The sequence below is a fragment of the Priestia sp. 53B2 genome (assembly GCF_056099005.1).
In genome coordinates this window covers 218,658-233,993 of record NZ_JBLZXA010000009.1, presented here as the reverse complement: position 1 = coordinate 233,993, position 15,336 = coordinate 218,658, and the positions used below count along the sequence as shown (strand labels likewise).

At 39.5% G+C, this 15,336-nt stretch carries 18 protein-coding genes; all 18 read left to right on the top strand.

What is annotated here, in order from left to right:
- Positions 1–69 precede the first annotated feature (69 nt).
- The 18 genes from ACN6NE_RS10400 (at position 70) to ACN6NE_RS10315 (ending at position 15,253) form a co-directional block, all read left to right on the top strand.
- On the top strand, positions 70–498 hold the full coding sequence (locus ACN6NE_RS10400) for a low molecular weight protein arginine phosphatase (protein WP_129705465.1): 429 nt from the start codon (positions 70–72) through the stop codon (positions 496–498).
- Between the two features lie 80 nt (positions 499–578).
- Positions 579–1,040, top strand: coding sequence for a ribose 5-phosphate isomerase B (rpiB, locus tag ACN6NE_RS10395; protein WP_025601414.1), 462 nt, complete (start codon positions 579–581; stop codon positions 1,038–1,040).
- A 35-nt stretch (positions 1,041–1,075) separates the two neighbouring features.
- Positions 1,076–1,627, top strand: coding sequence for a TIGR01440 family protein (locus tag ACN6NE_RS10390; RefSeq protein ID WP_438616516.1), 552 nt, complete (start codon positions 1,076–1,078; stop codon positions 1,625–1,627).
- 117 nt (positions 1,628–1,744) lie between these two features.
- Entirely contained in the window at positions 1,745–2,989 is a 1,245-nt protein-coding gene (locus tag ACN6NE_RS10385) for a serine hydroxymethyltransferase (protein WP_129705459.1), read from the top strand.
- 213 nt (positions 2,990–3,202) lie between these two features.
- The gene (gene upp, locus ACN6NE_RS10380) at positions 3,203–3,832 is read left to right on the top strand and encodes a uracil phosphoribosyltransferase (protein ID WP_013059810.1); all 630 of its coding nucleotides are present in this window, start codon (positions 3,203–3,205) and stop codon (positions 3,830–3,832) included.
- 22 nt (positions 3,833–3,854) lie between these two features.
- The gene (gene wecB, locus ACN6NE_RS10375; RefSeq protein ID WP_474325298.1) at positions 3,855–5,006 is read left to right on the top strand and encodes a non-hydrolyzing UDP-N-acetylglucosamine 2-epimerase; all 1,152 of its coding nucleotides are present in this window, start codon (positions 3,855–3,857) and stop codon (positions 5,004–5,006) included.
- 68 nt (positions 5,007–5,074) lie between these two features.
- Positions 5,075–7,267 carry a S8 family serine peptidase gene (locus tag ACN6NE_RS10370; protein ID WP_129705455.1) on the top strand — a complete coding sequence of 731 codons (2,193 nt, stop codon included), beginning with the start codon at positions 5,075–5,077 and terminating at the stop codon, positions 7,265–7,267.
- Positions 7,268–7,564: 297 nt separating this feature from the next.
- The gene (locus ACN6NE_RS10365; RefSeq protein ID WP_013085464.1) at positions 7,565–7,786 is read left to right on the top strand and encodes an AtpZ/AtpI family protein; all 222 of its coding nucleotides are present in this window, start codon (positions 7,565–7,567) and stop codon (positions 7,784–7,786) included.
- A gap of 6 nt (positions 7,787–7,792) precedes the next feature.
- Entirely contained in the window at positions 7,793–8,164 is a 372-nt protein-coding gene (locus ACN6NE_RS10360) for an ATP synthase subunit I (protein ID WP_013059806.1), read from the top strand.
- A gap of 18 nt (positions 8,165–8,182) precedes the next feature.
- On the top strand, positions 8,183–8,893 hold the full coding sequence (gene atpB / locus ACN6NE_RS10355) for a F0F1 ATP synthase subunit A (RefSeq protein ID WP_013059805.1): 711 nt from the start codon (positions 8,183–8,185) through the stop codon (positions 8,891–8,893).
- Positions 8,894–8,983: 90 nt separating this feature from the next.
- Positions 8,984–9,196 carry a F0F1 ATP synthase subunit C gene (atpE, locus tag ACN6NE_RS10350; RefSeq protein ID WP_013059804.1) on the top strand — a complete coding sequence of 71 codons (213 nt, stop codon included), beginning with the start codon at positions 8,984–8,986 and terminating at the stop codon, positions 9,194–9,196.
- A gap of 102 nt (positions 9,197–9,298) precedes the next feature.
- On the top strand, positions 9,299–9,817 hold the full coding sequence (locus ACN6NE_RS10345; protein WP_013085463.1) for a F0F1 ATP synthase subunit B: 519 nt from the start codon (positions 9,299–9,301) through the stop codon (positions 9,815–9,817).
- Positions 9,814–10,359: a F0F1 ATP synthase subunit delta gene (locus ACN6NE_RS10340; RefSeq protein WP_013085462.1), complete on the top strand. Its 546-nt coding sequence runs from the start codon at positions 9,814–9,816 to the stop codon at positions 10,357–10,359. Before ACN6NE_RS10345 ends, ACN6NE_RS10340 begins: the two co-directional genes overlap by 4 nt.
- 15 nt (positions 10,360–10,374) lie before the next feature.
- Entirely contained in the window at positions 10,375–11,883 is a 1,509-nt protein-coding gene (atpA, locus tag ACN6NE_RS10335; protein ID WP_013085461.1) for a F0F1 ATP synthase subunit alpha, read from the top strand.
- Between the two features lie 105 nt (positions 11,884–11,988).
- Positions 11,989–12,846: a F0F1 ATP synthase subunit gamma gene (locus ACN6NE_RS10330; RefSeq protein WP_474325297.1), complete on the top strand. Its 858-nt coding sequence runs from the start codon at positions 11,989–11,991 to the stop codon at positions 12,844–12,846.
- A gap of 36 nt (positions 12,847–12,882) precedes the next feature.
- Entirely contained in the window at positions 12,883–14,304 is a 1,422-nt protein-coding gene (gene atpD, locus ACN6NE_RS10325; RefSeq protein ID WP_013059799.1) for a F0F1 ATP synthase subunit beta, read from the top strand.
- A 26-nt stretch (positions 14,305–14,330) separates the two neighbouring features.
- Positions 14,331–14,735 carry a F0F1 ATP synthase subunit epsilon gene (locus ACN6NE_RS10320; protein ID WP_028411988.1) on the top strand — a complete coding sequence of 135 codons (405 nt, stop codon included), beginning with the start codon at positions 14,331–14,333 and terminating at the stop codon, positions 14,733–14,735.
- A 281-nt stretch (positions 14,736–15,016) separates the two neighbouring features.
- Positions 15,017–15,253 (top strand): DUF1146 family protein, encoded by a 237-nt coding sequence (locus ACN6NE_RS10315; protein WP_013059797.1) that lies wholly within the window; start codon positions 15,017–15,019, stop codon positions 15,251–15,253.
- Positions 15,254–15,336 lie beyond the last annotated feature (83 nt).

Genomic DNA, 15,336 nt, shown 5'->3' with positions numbered 1-15,336 from the left:
AGCAATAGAGATACAATAGGGTGGAATATCAACATAGTCGAACATAGTGAAAGCAAGGGAGGATGTATCTTGAAAAACATCTTATTTGTATGTACAGGAAACACGTGCCGCAGCCCTATGGCAGAAGCATTGCTCAAAGCTAAAGAGATAGATGGAATAAACGTGAAGTCTGCAGGCGTATTCGCTTCAAATGGAAGTGAAGCTTCTGTTCATGCACAAGTTGCCCTTCACCAGAAAGGCATAGCTTGTTCTCATGCTTCGGCAGTATTAACGGAAGAACAATTGATGTGGGCTACTTATATTTTTACGATGACGGAGCAACATAAAATGCTGATTTTGAACCAAGCTCCGTACGTAAGTGATAAATTATTTACGCTAAAAGAATTTGCCGACGAGCACGGTGAAGTATCTGATCCGTTTGGCGGATCATTACAGACGTACGAACAGACTTTAGAAGAGTTAGAGCGTATGATTAACAAAATAGTCGACAAATTATAAAAGGTCCCATAAATTTTTGCTGGCTTAAAATGAACAGAAATTTAATATAAGACAAAGGTATGTATGAGGAGGAAACAAAGATGAAAGTAGCTATTGCATCTGACCACGGCGGTATAAATTTGCGACAGGAAATTATCTCTTTAATGGAAGAATTAAATATTGAATATGTGGATTTAGGGTGTGAATGCACAGCGTCTGTAGACTATCCGGATTATGCACTTCCCGTTGCTCAAAAAGTGGCGAGCCAAGAAGTAAGTCGAGGCATTCTTATTTGTGGAACAGGCATCGGTATGAGTATAGCAGCTAATAAAGTAAAAGGAATTCGCTGCGCTCTAGTGCATGATACGTTCAGTGCAAAAGCGACAAGAGAACATAATGATAGCAACATTTTGGCAATGGGTGAACGTGTCATTGGGCCGGGACTTGCACGTGAAATTGCGAAAATTTGGTTAATGACAGAATTTGAAGGCGGCCGACATGAAAATCGCGTGAATAAAATTAAACAGTATGAGCAGCAAAGCGATGCAACAGTAACTGTATAATATGAACGTATTCAATGAAAGAAAGGAAGAAAAACGTGTCTGAACTTACGAAATGGAAAGAGCAGTTGGAAACAGTTTTATCTGATTTTTTAGCACAAGTGCAGTTGTCTTCAGAACATACACTTGTCATTGGATGCAGTACGAGCGAGGTAATTGGTGAAAAAATAGGAACCGCAGGCGCAATGGAAGTCGCAGAAATGATTTTTGATACACTAGCAGATTTTCGAAAAAAAACGGGTGTCCACTTAGCATTTCAATGCTGTGAACATCTCAATCGAGCACTGGTAGTAGAAAGAGAATTAGCTCGCAAAGAGCGTTTAGAAATCGTTAGTGTTGTGCCTATTCATAAAGCAGGCGGAGCGATGGCTACACAGGCCTATGGCCAGCTTAAAGATCCCGTTTTGGTAGAGTTTATTAAAGCTGATGCCGGTATTGATATTGGAGATACATTCATTGGTATGCATTTAAAGCATGTCGCAGTACCCGTTCGTTGTACGTTAAATGCAGTTGGACACGCTCATGTTACTTTAGCAAAGACGCGTCCAAAACTAATTGGTGGAATGAGAGCGTTTTACGAACTTTCGTAATTAAATATATTAAAATAATACACATTTTTTCTTTTTTATTCTAAATAAATCATGTTACAATGTAGTTGAATCAACAAATAACGAACATTGTGAATACGAAATGAGGAGAGGATTTTGATGGAGAAACAACTAATGCAACAAGATCCAGCAGTTTATAATGCGATCAAGGATGAATTACAAAGACAACGTACTAAGATTGAGCTAATTGCTTCAGAAAACTTTGTAACAACAGCGGTAATGGAAGCACAAGGTTCAGTTTTAACAAATAAATATGCTGAAGGCTATCCAGCTAAACGTTACTACGGCGGTTGTGAACACGTAGACGTAGTAGAAGACTTAGCTCGTGATCGTGCAAAAGAAATTTTCGGAGCAGAGCACGTGAATGTTCAACCTCACTCAGGTGCACAAGCAAACATGGCTGTATACTTCACTGTTTTAGAGGCTGGAGACACAGTACTTGGTATGAATTTATCGCACGGCGGTCACTTAACACACGGAAGTCCTGTTAACTTTAGTGGTGTTCAGTACAATTTCATCGAATATGGCGTAGATCGTGAAACACATCTTATTAACTACGATGATGTATTAGAAAAAGCTCGTACACATAAACCAAAATTAATTGTGGCTGGTGCAAGCGCATATCCACGCGCAATCGACTTCAAGCGTTTCCGTGAAATCGCTGATGAAGTAGGCGCTTATTTAATGGTAGACATGGCTCACATTGCTGGTCTAGTAGCTGCAGGACTTCATCAAAATCCTGTGCCACATGCTCATTTCGTTACAACTACAACACATAAAACACTGCGCGGACCACGCGGCGGTATGATTTTATGTAAAGAAGAATTTGCGAAAAAGATTGATAAGTCAATCTTCCCTGGTATTCAAGGTGGTCCATTGATGCACGTTATTGCTGCAAAAGCAGTAGCATTTGGTGAAGCATTACAAGATGAATTTAAGCACTATGCTCAAAATATCATCGACAATGCTAATCGTTTAGCAGAAGGATTAAAGAAAGAAGGATTTGCTCTTGTATCTGAAGGAACAGACAATCACCTTGTGTTAATCGACGTAAGCTCAATGAATTTAACAGGTAAAGTAGCTGAAAAAGCACTTGATGATGTAGGTATTACAACAAACAAAAATACAATTCCTTACGATGAGCAAAGCCCATTTGTAACAAGCGGTATCCGTATTGGTACAGCTGCGGTTACAACTCGCGGATTTGGCTTAGAAGAGATGGATGAAATTGCTTCTATCATCGGATTAACGCTTAAAAATATTGAAGATGAAGAAAAGCTAGCTGAAGCTAAAACACGCGTGGAAGCTTTAACAAGCAAGTTTGAAATGTATAAATCACTTTAAGAGAGACAGGCCTTTGTGCCTGTTTTTTTATGGATAAATTGGTAGCAATTCAATCATTTTTTGAATAATGCTTGAACTCAAAAACTTTTTTCTGTAAAATGAATGCAATGTATAAATTTAATTAGCAAGAGATATGTTTTTACTAGTACGTACCATTCAATTCGTTGAATGGTATTTTAATGTGTACATCTTTATATATAAGGAGAGATATCAATGGGCAAAGTATACGTATTTGATCACCCGCTTATTCAACATAAATTAACTTACATACGCGATGTAAAAACGGGAACGAAAGAGTTTCGTGAATTAGTTGATGAAGTGGCAAGCTTAATGGCTTTTGAAGCGACACGTGATTTACCGCTAGAAGACGTTGAAATTGAAACACCGGTTTGCAAAACAAAGTCAAAAGTTATTGCAGGGAAAAAGCTTGGTATCGTTCCAATTCTTCGTGCTGGTATCGGCATGGTAGATGGATTTTTAAAACTAATGCCAGCTGCTAAAGTTGGACACGTTGGCTTATATCGTGATCCAGAAACATTACAGCCTGTTGAATATTATGTAAAGCTGCCTAATGATGTAGAAGAGCGTGACTTTATTGTAGTAGATCCTATGCTTGCAACAGGAGGGTCAGCTGTAGAAGCAATCAACTCTCTTAAAAAAAGAGGCGCTAAAAACATTAAATTTATGTGTTTAATTGCTGCTCCTGAAGGCGTGGAAATCGTAAAAGAAGCACACCCTGACGTAGATATTTACATTGCGGCATTAGATGAAAAATTAAATGACCATGGATATATTGTTCCAGGTTTAGGTGATGCAGGGGATCGTTTATTCGGTACAAAATAATTTGTAGATTCGGGTGATGAACATGAAGCAGCCAATTAAAGTAATGACGATATTCGGGACAAGACCAGAAGCAATTAAAATGGCCCCTCTAGTGCTAGAGCTTAAAAAGCGACCGGAGGAGTTCGAAGCAATTGTTACAGTAACGGCTCAGCACCGTGAAATGTTAGACCAAGTATTGAGCATTTTTGACATTCAGCCTGACTATGATCTTAACATTATGAAAGATCGCCAAACCCTTATGGACGTAACGACCAGAGGATTAGAAGGTTTGGACGACGTAATGAAAAAAGTAAAGCCGGACATCGTACTTGTACACGGCGATACAACTACGACGTTTATTGCCGGACTAGCAGCTTTTTATAATCAAATTCAGGTGGGACATGTTGAAGCAGGTTTGCGCACATGGAATAAATATTCTCCATATCCGGAAGAAATGAACCGACAGCTTACAGGCGTTCTCGCTGATTTGCACTTTGCTCCAACCGATAAGTCTGCAGCTAATTTGCAAGCGGAGAATAAAAAAGAAGAGCGAATCTTTGTGACTGGAAACACAGCTATCGATGCGTTAAAAACGACAGTAAAAGAGACATATGAGCATGAAGTGTTAACGAAATTGGGAGATGATCGTCTTATTTTATTAACGGCGCATCGCCGCGAAAATTTAGGCGAACCAATGAAAAACATGTTCCGTGCTGTTAAACGTATTGTGGATGAACATGAAGATGTGCAAGTGGTGTATCCTGTTCATTTGAATCCGGTAGTTAGAGAAACAGCAAACGATATCTTAGGAAATGACCCACGCATTCATTTAATTGAACCGTTAGATGTAATTGACTTCCATAACTTCGCTGAGCGCGCTCATATTATTTTGACAGATTCGGGCGGTGTTCAAGAAGAAGCTCCTTCATTAGGCGTACCTGTATTGGTACTTCGTGATACAACAGAGCGACCTGAAGGAATTGAAGCAGGGACGCTCAAACTAGCAGGAACGGAAGAAGAAACGATTTATGCGCTAGCAAAAGAGCTGTTAATAGATGAAGACATATATAAGCAAATGTCACAAGCATCGAATCCTTACGGAGACGGCTTAGCTTCTAAACGCATTTGTGATGCTATTAGCTACTATTTCAACCGTCGTGAAAACAGACCGGAAGCTTTTAATCCGCTTTCGTAAGATTTCTAAACACCTTTCACATGAAAAGTGTCTCTTTGAGACACGATAGTGTGAGAGGTGTTTTTTTTATGTGGATTAAATGGTTAATGATTAGCTTTATATTGGGAAGCGGGGGAGGGCAAATGTCGCTCAATCCCACATTTCCTTCTATAAAACAAGAAATGAATCATCAGGAAAAATCAATAATTGTCATGATTGAAAAAGAAAAATTCGCAAAATTTAAAAGTCAGCTACAAAAAAGTTATCCTAATATAAAGATTAAGAGCGAATTTCACACGGTGTTTACAGGACTTTCGTTAAACGGCTCCATCTCGGATTTGGAAAAACTATCTCATAATCCTTCTATTATTAGTTCACATTCTATTAAAAACTACCAGGTTGCAGAAGAAAATAGCGTAACCTTCATTGGCTCAGAACAGGTAAGAGGATTATTTGATACTTATAATCAGCGCTTAACAGGAAAAGGGATCAAAGTAGGCGTTATCGATACGGGGGTTGATTATTCTCATCCCGATTTAAAACAAACCTACAGGGGAGGGTATGATGTAATAGATAAAGATTATGAGCCGATGGAAACCATTCGGGAGCAAGGAGAGCCTACTCTGCATGGCACTCATGTAGCTGGTATTATTGCAGCAAATGGAAATATTAAAGGTGTAGCACCTCAAGCGGAGATCTACGCATACCGAGCTCTTGGACCTGGTGGAGCTGGAACATCTGAAAGTGTTATTCTAGCTATCGAAAAAGCAATTCAAGATGATGTAGATATTATTAATTTGTCATTAGGAAATGATGTGAATGGTCCTGATTTACCAACAAGCTTAGCGTTAGATCGAGCTGTTGAAAAAGGAATTGTAACGGTCACATCTAGCGGCAATTCAGGTCCAGGTTTATGGACCGTGGGCTCTCCAGGTACAGCGGGAAAAGCTATTTCCGTTGGCGCTTCTGTTTCCCCGACAACAGTTCAATTTCTAACAATCGGATTTAACAAAGAAAAAATTATGATGGCGCCAGTAGAAGGGTCTCGGCCATGGACGTTTAATCAAACGCTGCGTGTAATAAATGAAGAATACTCCAAAGAGCAAAAGCCTGCGTTGGGTAACGTCATTTTGCTAAAAGCAGAAGGAAATGCGGTTGAAAAAAAGATTAAACAAGCTGAACAGGCAGGAGCAAAAGCTGTTATTTTATATAGCCCGACTGAAAAAAGCATAATCGGTAAACTACAAGAGTCAGTAAATATTCCAGTGATATGGGTAAGTAAAAAAAGCGGTGATACCATTAATCAACACATTCAATCTCAACAGCCATACTTACGCACTGGCAAGCAAGTGGTGCAAGACTTGCTCACATCTTTCAGTTCAAGAGGACCTGTAACGACTACTTGGGGAATCAAGCCGGACGTCGTCGCACCTGGTTACTTCATTAATAGTACAGTTCCTGGGGGATATGAACGCATGCATGGAACAAGTATGGCTGCGCCCCATGTAGCTGGAGCGTGCGCTCTTATTTTACAAGCTCACCCGAACTGGTCTCCTGAACAAGTCAAAGCTTCATTGATGAACACAAGTAAAGTAATGCAGCAGCTAAATGGTCAAACGTATCGCGTATATGAACAAGGAGCCGGAAGAATTCAAATAGCAAAAGCTGTCACAGCAGACTCTTTATTTTATCCATCTTCTTTATCTTTCGGTATTTTTACGCGCCCATCAAAGAAAGTCTTATCATTTAAAATTGATAACCAGTCTGATAAAGAAAAAACGTATCGTTTAAACGTTCCGAAAAGGGATGAAGGCGTAAACTGGGATGTTCCATTACCCGTCACGGTGCAGCCCCACCAGACAAAAGAAATAGCTGTCACTTTATCGGTGCAGCCCCGTTTTAAAAATAAAGGTATATATGACGGATATTTGGAAATAAATGATTCACGTGAAACATTTTCGCTTCCTTATATGTACATGGTTAGCATTCCAGATTATCCTCGTGCCATGGGATTGCAAGTAGCAGCGGAAAAAGAGAAAAATACGTATAGCTATGAACTGTTTTTGCCTGAAGGAGCAGATGAGTTAGGCGTTGCTCTTTTTGATAAGCAATCTTTACAGTTTATATCGTATTTAGATGTTGACGTTGATGTAGAAAGAGGCATGAGAAAACGAAAAATAACGATTGATGAATCGCTTGTACCGGGGTCGTACCAAATATTTGCATTTGTGAAAAAGCATAGACAAGAGCAGGTTGTACACAGTACAATAACGATTGAATGAACCTCTTTAAATGTTTTCATTTGAAGAGGTTTTATGTGTGGCAGAAATGTGAACAATAAGAAGAGATTGTGAAGTTTTTAGCTTAAACACATTGACATTAAATATACGCTATTGTATGCTTACAGGGAATATAAATGATAAGGTTTTCAACCTGTGAAAACCGTTGATATTTCTGCGTATTTTATTAGCTGTTTTTACCTTTTTTAGCAATTTTTTTTGCCTTTCTATCATATATTGAGCTATAAAAACGATAGAGAATTCGGAAAAAAGAAAATTTTGCAAAAGGGGTATGAGCTTATGAAAGATCGCAACCGTCATCCTTTGCAAGCGATGGCATTAGTGTCAATCATTCTATCACAGTTAGCAGGTTCAGTCTTAATTGGCTTATTCTCTGGAAGATGGGCTGATCAATGGCTTGACACCGAACCACTATTTTTGATTTTAGGCCTTCTTTCAGGGCTAGCAGCAGGTGTTTTTATGATGCTGCGGACAGTCCACCATTTTTTTTCAGGAGATTAATAATTCATGCAGGATTTGCAGCACGTTTTTCCAAGACTTCGTTCATACATATTGTATTTGTTAGCATTATACGTTCTCGGCTGGGGATTTACAAGTTATAAGGCTGTTTTTGCAGGTTTAATTTTAGGAACCGCCCTGAGTTTGTATAATTTGTGGAACTTAGTAAGAAAGTTTGAGCAGTTTGGACAGGCGTTGGATGAGGGGAAAAAGCCCCGTTCAATTGGGACTGTTGTAAGATTTGCAACAGCTGCTCTCGCAGTTGTGATTACCATCTCTTATCCAAAAACCTTTCATATTATTAGTGTAGTTGTGGGATTAATGACGTATTATGTTGTCATTATCATAGATTTAGTTGTTCAAAATATGCGTAGAAGATAGAAAGAGAGGTGAACACAGTTGGGTCATGAATCACCAACTATAGAGTTTCTAGGCCTTACTTTTAGTCAAAGTAACTTGCTTATGGTTACCGTAGCTTCTGTTATTGTATTCTTAATTGCAGTTTTATGTACTCGTACTCTTGCTATGAAGCCAAGCGGTGCACAAAACTTTATTGAATGGGTCTTAGATTTTGTTAAAGGACTCGTTAATAGCAATATGGATTGGAAAACAGGTGGCCGCTTTTTGACGCTAGGTGTAACTTTACTTATGTACATTTTTGTGTCAAATATGTTGGGTCTTCCATTTGCCATCGTGATTGACCATAACTTATGGTGGAAATCGCCAACCGCTGATCCAGCAATTACGCTGACGTTAGCCGTTATGGTAGTTGTACTATCACATTATTATGGTATTAAAATGCGTGGTTTCTCTGCATACACGAAAGATTACTTCAAGCCAATGGCATTTTTATTCCCGCTTAAGATTATCGAGGAGTTTGCCAATACGTTAACGCTTGGCCTTCGTCTTTACGGTAATATTTATGCTGGGGAAATTTTGTTAAGCTTACTAGCTGGTTTAGCAACAACAGGCTTCCTAGGTACAATTGGAGCTGCTATTCCAATGCTTTTATGGCAAGGATTCAGTATTTTTGTAGGCGCAATTCAGGCCTTCATTTTCACAATGTTAACGATGGTTTATTTATCTCACAAAGTGAGTAGCGACCATTAATTTATAAAGCTTTGTTCAAGTAATACCCAATTTGGACAAAACAAAACTTAGTTAAACAAAATCATATATATTAAGGGAGGACTTTATAAAATGGGTTTAATAGCATCTGCAATTGCGATTGGTTTAGCGGCACTAGGTGCTGGTATTGGTAACGGTCTTATCGTTTCTAAGACGATTGAAGGCACAGCTCGCCAACCAGAAGCACGTGGTACATTAACTTCAATGATGTTCGTTGGGGTTGCCTTAGTTGAGGCGCTTCCAATTATCGCCGTAGTTATTGCATTCATGGTACAAGGTAAATAATAATGTGTTACATGTGGCGAAGATCATTCAAAAGAACCTTCGCCATTACTTTATGTCTTTAATAAGTAAATTATATATGTGGAGTCTCTGAAGGGAGTGAACATGGCCGTGTCGAACATGTTTGTGTTAGGAGCAGCAGGCATTAATGGTGGAGATATTCTTTTCCAATTAGTGATGTTCCTTATCCTACTTGCGTTACTTCAAAAATTCGCGTTTGGTCCTGTAATGGGAATCATGAAAAAACGTGAAGAGCATATTGCCGGTGAGATTGATGAAGCAGAAAAGCAAAATGAGGAAGCGAAGAAGCTTGTTGAAGAGCAGCGTGAAATCTTAAAGCAATCTCGTCAAGAAGTGCAAGTAATGATGGAAAACGCTAGAAAGTCTGCAGAAGATAAAAAAGAAGAAATCATTGCGGCAGCACGCGAAGAGTCTGAGCGTCTAAAAGCTGCAGCAAAACAAGAAATCGAACAGCAAAAAGATCAAGCAGTTGCTGCGTTACGTGAGCAAGTTGCTTCATTATCTGTTTTAATTGCGTCGAAAGTTATTGAAAAAGAACTTTCTGAACAAGATCAAGAGAAGTTAATTCATGAATATATCCAAGAAGTAGGGGATGTACGATGAGTCAACCAGCTGTAGCCAAGCGCTATGCACTAGCTCTTTTTCAATTAGCAACAGAAAAACAGATGATCGATGAAATGCAAGACCAGCTACAAATCGTTGAAGAGGTGTTTGCTAAAACACCTGAATTAATGGATGTATTAACTCATCCAAAAATTACAATTGAGCGAAAAAAACAGTTTGTAAGTGAGGCATTTGCTGAACTTTCACCAACTGTTCAACATACGGTTCTTCTATTATTAGAGCGTCACCGCATTCAAATTGTTAGCCAAATGGTACAAGAGTATCGTTTCCTAGCGAACGAAGTACGTGGCGTGGCAGATGCAACTGTTTATTCTGTCAAACCTTTAAGTGCAGATGAGAAAAGAGCAATCTCGCAATCATTTGCTTCTAAAGTTGGAAAACATACGTTAAATATTTCAAATATAGTAGATAAAAGCCTAATCGGCGGCGTGAAGCTTCGCATTGGTAATCGTATCTATGATGGCAGCATTAGCAGCAAATTAGAAACGATCCACCGAGGACTTCTTGCACACAGATCGTAGATAGGGGTGAAATTCATGAGCATCAAAGCTGAAGAAATTAGTGCGCTGATCAAGCAGCAAATTGAAAACTATCAGTCTGAGATTAAAGTGAGTGATGTAGGTACTGTTATCCAAGTTGGGGACGGTATCGCACGTGCTCATGGCCTCGACAATGTCATGGCTGGAGAACTGGTTGAATTTTCAAATGGTGTCATGGGAATGGCACAAAACTTAGAAGAAAACAATGTAGGTATCATTATTTTAGGACCATATACGGAAATTCGTGAAGGTGACGAAGTTCGCCGTACAGGACGCATCATGGAAGTTCCAGTAGGGGAGCAGTTAATCGGTCGTGTTGTTAACTCATTAGGTCAGCCAGTAGACGGCTTAGGCCCAGTAGAAACAACAAAAACACGTCCAATTGAAGGTGCTGCACCTGGCGTTATGGATCGTAAATCAGTACATGAGCCGCTTCAAACAGGTATCAAGGCGATTGACGCACTTGTGCCGATCGGTCGTGGACAGCGTGAGTTAATTATCGGCGACCGTCAAACGGGTAAAACATCGGTAGCAATCGATACAATCTTAAACCAAAAAGATCAAGATATGGTATGTATCTATGTAGCGATTGGCCAAAAAGAATCAACAGTTCGTAACGTAGTAGAGACATTACGTAAACACGGTGCTCTAGATTACACAATCGTTGTAACAGCATCAGCTTCACAACCAGCTCCACTATTATTCTTAGCGCCATACGCTGGGGTAACAATGGGTGAAGAGTTTATGTATAACGGTAAGCACGTACTTGTTATTTATGATGACTTAACAAAACAAGCATCAGCTTATCGTGAACTTTCATTACTATTACGCCGTCCTCCAGGTCGTGAAGCGTATCCAGGGGATGTATTCTACCTGCACTCTCGTTTATTAGAGCGTGCGGCAAAGTTATCGGACGCAAAAGGTGGAGGTTCATTAACAGCTCTTCCATTTATTGAAACGCAAGCAGGAGACGTATCTGCTTATATCCCAACGAACGTAATTTCGATTACAGACGGACAAATTTTCTTACAGTCAGATCTATTCTTCTCAGGCGTACGTCCTGCGATTAATGCTGGTCTTTCTGTATCACGTGTAGGGGGATCTGCACAAATTAAAGCGATGAAAAAGGTAGCAGGTACACTGCGTCTAGACCTTGCATCTTATCGTGAGCTTGAATCGTTTGCTCAGTTCGGTTCTGATCTTGACCAAGCAACTCAAGCAAAATTAAATCGAGGAGCGCGTACAGTTGAAATCTTAAAACAAGGTTTACACAAACCGCTTCGCGTAGAAAAACAAGTAGCTGTGCTTTACGCATTAACAAAAGGCTTCTTAGATGATGTTCCAGTATCAGATATTACACGCTTTGAAGACGAGTACTTAACATGGTTAGAATCAAACCGTAAAGAAGTACTCGAATCAATCCGTACAACTGGTGGGCTTCCTGAAGCTGGCGTATTCGAATCAGCACTTGAAGAATTCAAGAAAACATTTATTGCATCTGAATAATATATTGTCAGCATGGTATGTTAAGACAATCTTTCAATAAGGTGAAGGTGAACATTTGTTCACCTTTCATACCACGTGATCTTCTAAAACAAGGTGGTGAAACCTTTGGCATCATTACGTGATATACAAACTCGAATCACATCGACGAAAAAAACGAGCCAGATTACGAAAGCAATGGAAATGGTTTCAGCTGCAAAGCTGAATAGAGCGGAACAAAATGCAAAATCGTTTGTTCCATACATGGAAAAAATTCAAGAGGTAGTCTCAAGCGTAGCCCTAGGCAGCAGAGGCGCTTCACATCCAATGTTAACTGCGCGCAGCGTGAAGAAGACTGGTTACATCGTAATCACTTCAGATCGCGGTCTAGCAGGAGCATATAACAGTAATATTTTGCGAAAAGTATCTCAAGCTATTGAAGAACGCCATCAATCACCTGATGAATACGGTGTGATTGCAATTGGACGAGTAGGGAGAGATTTCTTCGTAAAACGCGGTATTCCGGTTTTGCTTGAAATCACAGGCTTAGCAGATCAGCCAGCTTTTGCTGACATTCAAGGAATCGCTTCACAAACAGTTCAAATGTTTGCAGACGGTACGTTTGATGAACTTTACTTATACTACAATCACTTTATCAATACGATTTCACAAGAAGTGACGGAGAAGAAGCTATTGCCTCTAACAGATTTTCAACCTTCTGGTAAACTGGTTGGTTATGAATTTGAACCATCACAAGAAGAGATTTTAGAAGTGTTACTTCCTCAGTATGCAGAGAGTTTAATTTACGGCGGCCTGCTTGATGGAAAAGCAAGTGAGCATGCTGCTCGTATGACAGCGATGAAAAGTGCAACAGACAACGCAAAAGATCTTATCAATAATCTTACATTGTCATATAACCGTGCACGTCAAGCGGCAATTACCCAGGAAATTACGGAAATTGTTGGCGGAGCAGCAGCGTTAGAATAGAAAGTTTAATGGAAAAGCAAGTTAGGAGGGAACACGATGACAAAAGGACGCGTTACTCAAATCATGGGTCCAGTTGTAGACGTAAAGTTTGACAACGGACACCTTCCGGCAATTTATAACGCCCTTAAAATTTCACATAAACCGAGCAGTGCAAGTGAAGTTGCAATCGAATTAACATTAGAAGTTGCGATTCACTTAGGTGATAACACAGTTCGTACAGTAGCAATGTCATCCACTGACGGCTTAGTTCGTGGATTAGAAGTAGAAGATACAGGTGCAGCAATCTCAGTACCAGTTGGTGACGTTACGTTAGGTCGTGTATTTAACGTATTAGGTGAAAAAATCGACTTAGATGCCCCGATCGATGCAGGTGCACGTCGTGATCCAATCCACCGTCAAGCACCAAAGTTCGAAAATCTATCTACACAAGCTGAAATTCTTGAAACAGGTATTAAAGTAGTAGACTTATTAGCTCCTTACATTAAAGGTGGAAAAATCGGTCTATTCGGTGGTGCCGGTGTAGGTAAAACAGTATTAATTCAAGAGTTAATCAATAACATTGCTCAAGAGCACGGCGGTATTTCGGTATTCGCTGGTGTAGGTGAGCGTACGCGTGAAGGTAATGACTTATACCATGAAATGACAGATTCTGGTGTTATTAAGAAGACGGCTATGGTATTTGGACAAATGAATGAGCCACCTGGTGCACGTCAACGTGTTGCATTAACAGGATTAACAATGGCAGAATACTTCCGTGACGAACAAGGTCAAGACGTATTATTCTTTATCGATAATATCTTCCGTTTCACACAAGCGGGTTCAGAAGTATCAGCATTACTTGGCCGTATGCCATCAGCAGTAGGTTATCAGCCAACGTTAGCGACAGAAATGGGTCAGCTTCAAGAGCGTATCACGTCAACAAGCGTAGGTTCTGTAACATCGATTCAAGCGATTTACGTACCAGCTGATGACTATACGGATCCAGCTCCAGCGACAACATTTGCTCACTTAGATGCAACAACAAACTTAGAGCGTAAATTATCAGAGATGGGTATTTACCCTGCGGTAGATCCATTAGCATCTACATCTCGCGCTTTATCTCCTGAAATTGTTGGAGAAGAGCACTATGCAATTGCGCGTCAAGTTCAACAAACGTTACAGCGTTATAAAGAGTTACAAGATATCATTGCAATCCTAGGTATGGATGAGTTATCTGATGAAGATAAACTTGTTGTACAACGTGCTCGTCGCGTTCAATTCTTCTTGTCTCAAAACTTCCACGTAGCAGAACAATTTACAGGTCAAAAAGGTTCTTATGTTCCTGTAAAAGAAACTGTTAAAGGATTTAAAGAGATCTTGGAAGGTAAATACGATCATTTACCTGAAGATGCGTTCCGTTTAGTTGGCCGCATTGAAGAAGTTATCGAAAATGCGAAACGTATGGGAGTAGAAGTTTAATTTAAGGGACATAGGAGGTTTTTTAAATGAAGACAATCCATGTCAGTGTAGTGACTCCTGATGGCCCAGTTTACGAATCAGAAGTGGAAATGGTAAGTACCCGAGCACAGAGCGGTGAGCTTGGTATTTTACATGGACATATTCCGATGGTTGCTCCTTTACAAATTGGAGCCGTCCGCTTGAAGAAAGCAAGCAGTACAGAACTTGTGGCTGTTAGCGGAGGATTTCTTGAAGTAAGACCTGACAAAGTAACAATTCTTGCACAGGCTGCTGAAACAGCTGAAGCGATTGACGTAGCTCGTGCAGAAGAAGCGAAAAAGCGCGCTGAAATGCGCCTTGATAGCAAACAAGACGACGTTGATGTTAAACGTGCTGAAATCGCCTTAAAACGGGCAGTCAATCGTTTAGATATTAGTCAACGTAAGTTCTAAAAAAAGCCCTCTCAAACGAATGAGAGGGCTTTTTTGCTATATTATACAAAAGGAGAAGAGCAAATAGCATTCATCTATGATTATATATTCCATATTCCATTTAACTAAGCGCATCCATCTTCTTTATTTTGATCAATAATGGAAAACAATCCTAAAATAGGGAATAAAATAAATGTTTTTCATGTTACCGTTTACGAATTTGCATAAGTGTGCTTTAATATGAAAAGAAGAGACGATGATCGTCTCTTCTTTTCATATGGTGTTTAAAAGGAGTGCTTTTATTGTTTGGAGGAATTGAACAGCAAACGTTACTAACCATGATTTCACATTTGATTTTTATTGTGATTACTTGGTATGCTTTGCAAGGCTTTCAAATTGAAAAGCTGATGAAACCTAATCATGTGTTTCAAGCAAAATTAATGCTTATTTTATTGACCATTACGATTTCATCAACAGTAAGTAATTTCTTTTTGGATTATTTATTTTGGTCACAGCGCATTCCCTCATTTTTTCAATGATTGGCAAGCTATGAGTCTATGATAAAATAGACGTTCATTCATTGAAGATATACGAATTTATACGCTAATGTATGTCGCTATGT